Source organism: Bradyrhizobium sp. SHOUNA76, assembly GCF_023006445.1.
GTDB lineage: Bacteria > Pseudomonadota > Alphaproteobacteria > Rhizobiales > Xanthobacteraceae > Bradyrhizobium.
Genome location: NZ_JALBHA010000631.1, coordinates 1 through 3117, shown reverse-complemented (window position 1 = coordinate 3117; position 3117 = coordinate 1). Strand labels below are relative to the sequence as shown.

Sequence of the window (3117 nt, the reverse complement as noted above, 5' to 3'; positions counted from 1 at the left end):
AACCGACGGCACCGATCACGGCACCGGCACGATCGCGCTGCTCGCCGGCGGCGCCGTGAAGGGCGGCCGCGTCATCTCCGACTGGCCGGGCCTCAAGCTCGCCAACCTCCATGAAGGCCGCGACCTCAGGCCCACCACGGATCTGCGTTCGGTGATCAAGGGCGTGCTGCAGGACCAGTTCGGCCTGTCCGATCGCGTGCTGGCGGAAACGGTGTTTCCGGACAGCGCCGCAGCACGGCCGATGAAGGGATTGGTGGTCTGACTTAATCTCTCCCCGCTCTTTGCGGGGAGAGGTCGGATGGCGCAGCCATCCGGGTGAGGGGCAGGGCACATTGTTGCCCAAGAGGTAGTCCATCCGACTCGCACAACAGCAGTGCGTGCGACGCGCGCTTCGTTTACAATCGATATCGAACTCGCGGAAGCAGCCCCTCACCCCACCCTCTCCCCGTAAGAACGGGGCGAGGGAGTGAGAGGGCGGTGCATCCCTTACGAGCCCCGCCTCCAGGAGACCACACCCATGTACATCGCCATGAACCGCTTCCGCGTCGCCAAGGGCTCCGAGGTCGCCTTCGAGCAGGTCTGGCTCAGCCGCGACACGCATCTGGACAAGGTGCCGGGCTTTGTCGAATTCCATCTGCTGCGGGGCCCCGAGCTCGAGGACCACACGCTGTACGCCTCGCACACGGTGTGGGCGAACCACGCGGCGTTCGAGGCCTGGACCAAGTCGGAAGCATTTCGTGCCGCGCATCACCGGGCCGGCGACAACAAGCCGCTCTATCTCGGTCATCCCCAGTTCGAAGGCTTTGAGGTGATGCAGACCGTCGGACGCGGCGCGAAGTAGCGCCACGCCTCGCACGTCAGCCCAGAGTGATCTTGTCGATCTCCGCCATCTCCTCCGCGCTGAGCTTCCAGGCAATCGCTTTGACGTTCTCCTCGATCTGCTCGACGCGCGTGGCGCCGGCGATCACGCTCGACACCTGCGGTCGCGCGGCGAGCCAGGAGAAGGCGAGTTCGAGCATCGAATGGCCCCGCGTCTTGGCAAAAGCCTGGAGCTTCTCGACGATGTTCTCGTTGCGTGGCGTGACGTAGCGGTCGCGCAGCCGCGGCACCTTGCCGAAGCGGGTATCATCAGGCGCGGCCTCGCCCTTCCGGTACTTGCCGGTCAGAAGTCCGCTGGCGAGCGGGAAGAACGGCAACAGGCCGAGCCTGTATTCAGTTGCCGCCGGCAGCAGGTCCTTCTCGATATCGCGCATGATGAGTGAATATTCGTCCTGGCAGGAGACGAACCGGCTGACATTCATCGCGCGCGCGACATGCTCGGCTTCAGCGACGCGCCAGGCCGGAAAGTTCGAATTGCCGATGTAGCGAACCTTGCCTTGGCGGACGAGATCGTCGAGCGCGCGCAGGCTCTCCTCGATCGGCGTCAGCGGGTCATAGTCGTGCTGCTGATAAAGATCGATGTAGTCGGTCTTCAGCCGCTTCAGGCTGGCCTCGACGGCGTCCATGATGTAGCGGCGCGATGCGCCCTGCTTGGTGCCGTCCTCCGCCATCGGCTTGGAATATTTCGTCGCCAGCACGATGTCCTTGCGGCGATCGCCCAGGACGGTGCCCAGCACGTTTTCCGAGCCGCCCATGTTCGAATAGATGTCGGCGGTGTCAAACAGCGTGATGCCGAGATCGAGCGCGCGATGGATCACCTTGCGCGAGGTCTCCAGATCCGTGCGCTGGCCGAAATTGTTGCAGCCGAGCCCGACCGCAGACACGCGAAGGCCGGAGGCGCCGAGATTGCGAATTTCCATGGGAGATCCTGTCAGAGATGAGCAGCCACTCATTGTGACCACCGTGCGCCGCGCCAGCAAGGCGCTCGCCGCGCTGCTGCCATGCTGACAAGGCGGACAAAAAAATGCGGCCCCTGTCAGACGCGGCGACTGACGGGGACCGCTTTGGGGCGCTTGATCGGTGACGGGGGGCCTGATCAGACGCAGGTGCAGCCTAGCCGCGCTATGTTACGCGCGGGTGACAGCGGGAGTTATCCACAGGGTGCGCGCGGGCATCAGAACAGCTTGCGATAGACGATGAAGCCGGATCGCTCCGCGACCTTGTCGTACAGGCTCTGCGCCGTGAGATTGGTCTCGTGCGTCTGCCAATAGACGCGCGGCGATCCCGCGAGCTTTGCGCGTTCGTAGACGCCATGGATCAGCGCCGACCCGACGCCCTTGCCGCGGGCGCTCTCGGACGTGAACAGGTCCTGCAAGTAGCAGGACGGCTCGATCGCGGTGGTGCTGCGATGAAACAGATAGTTCGTCATGCCGAGCAGCTTGCCGTCGCTCTCGGCGACCAGCCCGTGCACCGGCTCATAGGCGTCGAAGAAGCGCTGCCACGTCACCTTCGTGATCTCGGGAGCGAGCGCGGTCGGGCCGGAGCGGCCGTAGAAGGCGTTGTAGCCGTCCCACAGCGGCAGCCATTGGTCGTAATCCTGCCTGGTGACGGAGCGAATGGTGAGTGACATGGAATTTCCGCGATCTCGGGGGCACGACGAAGAGATGTCCTTCATACGTGATGATCGCATTGCCGATCAATCGCGTCGTTGCATCACTCCGCGACCCGCAGGTAGCGGATCAGCTTGCGGCCCGCGGGATCGCGCAGCGAGCGGTAATAGTCGGCGCGTGACGCCGCGTCGGTGTGGCGCACGAGGTCGGTCACCGGCGTGTAGCTCAGCATCCGGCCGCCGTCGGGCAGGGCGGCGCAAACGAAGCGCAGCACCTCGCCGTTGCGCAAGGCGATGTTGATCGGCGTGGCATCGCCGATCCGCACCATCTCCATGCGCTGCGCGATGAAAATTCCGAGCTCGTCCTCGGGCAGCTCGAACGCGCCGGTGTCGCGGCTGTGATACATCAGCGCGATGAAGGGCGGCTTGCCGTCGGCGATCTCGTCCGGCACCGCAAAGTAATCGCGGAACGCGCGGTTGATGAACTCGGCCCGAGTCTCGGCATCGAGCAGGACGATGCCGATATCGACCTGGTCGAGCGCGGCCGACAGCCGCGCGGCGGTGGCGTGACTTCGGCGCTCGGCCGCGAACGTGCCGAGCAGCCGCTCGCGCATCAGGCCGGTGATGCC

General features: G+C 64.9%; 5 protein-coding genes. 2 read left to right on the top strand and 3 right to left on the bottom strand.

The window, feature by feature from the left end:
- Window positions 1-262, top strand: a 262-nt coding sequence (locus MOV74_RS34735; RefSeq protein WP_246931527.1) for a DUF1501 domain-containing protein, incomplete at its 5' end; no start/stop codon positions are given.
- Between the two features lie 255 nt (window positions 263-517).
- Complete coding sequence (locus MOV74_RS34730) at window positions 518-841, top strand: antibiotic biosynthesis monooxygenase (protein ID WP_246931525.1); 324 nt, start codon at window positions 518-520, stop codon at window positions 839-841.
- A 16-nt stretch (window positions 842-857) separates the two neighbouring features.
- Here the strand turns inward: MOV74_RS34730 and MOV74_RS34725 are convergent, their stop codons facing one another.
- The 3 genes from MOV74_RS34725 to MOV74_RS34715 form a co-directional block, all read right to left on the bottom strand.
- Window positions 858-1799, bottom strand: a complete 942-nt coding sequence (locus MOV74_RS34725; RefSeq protein ID WP_246931523.1) for an aldo/keto reductase — start codon at window positions 1797-1799, stop codon at window positions 858-860.
- A 254-nt stretch (window positions 1800-2053) separates the two neighbouring features.
- A complete protein-coding gene (locus MOV74_RS34720; protein WP_246931521.1) occupies window positions 2054-2509 on the bottom strand; it encodes a GNAT family N-acetyltransferase in 456 nt (151 codons plus the stop codon).
- Window positions 2510-2592: 83 nt separating this feature from the next.
- Window positions 2593-3117, bottom strand: a 525-nt coding sequence (locus tag MOV74_RS34715) for a PAS-domain containing protein (RefSeq protein WP_246931514.1), incomplete at its 5' end; no start/stop codon positions are given.

Coding starts and splice junctions, on each gene's coding strand:
- MOV74_RS34730 (WP_246931525.1), top strand. CDS start 518: ATGTACATCGCCATGAACCGCTTCCGCGTCGCCAAGGGCTCCGAGGTC.
- MOV74_RS34725 (WP_246931523.1), bottom strand. CDS start 1,799: ATGGAAATTCGCAATCTCGGCGCCTCCGGCCTTCGCGTGTCTGCGGTC.
- MOV74_RS34720 (WP_246931521.1), bottom strand. CDS start 2,509: ATGTCACTCACCATTCGCTCCGTCACCAGGCAGGATTACGACCAATGG.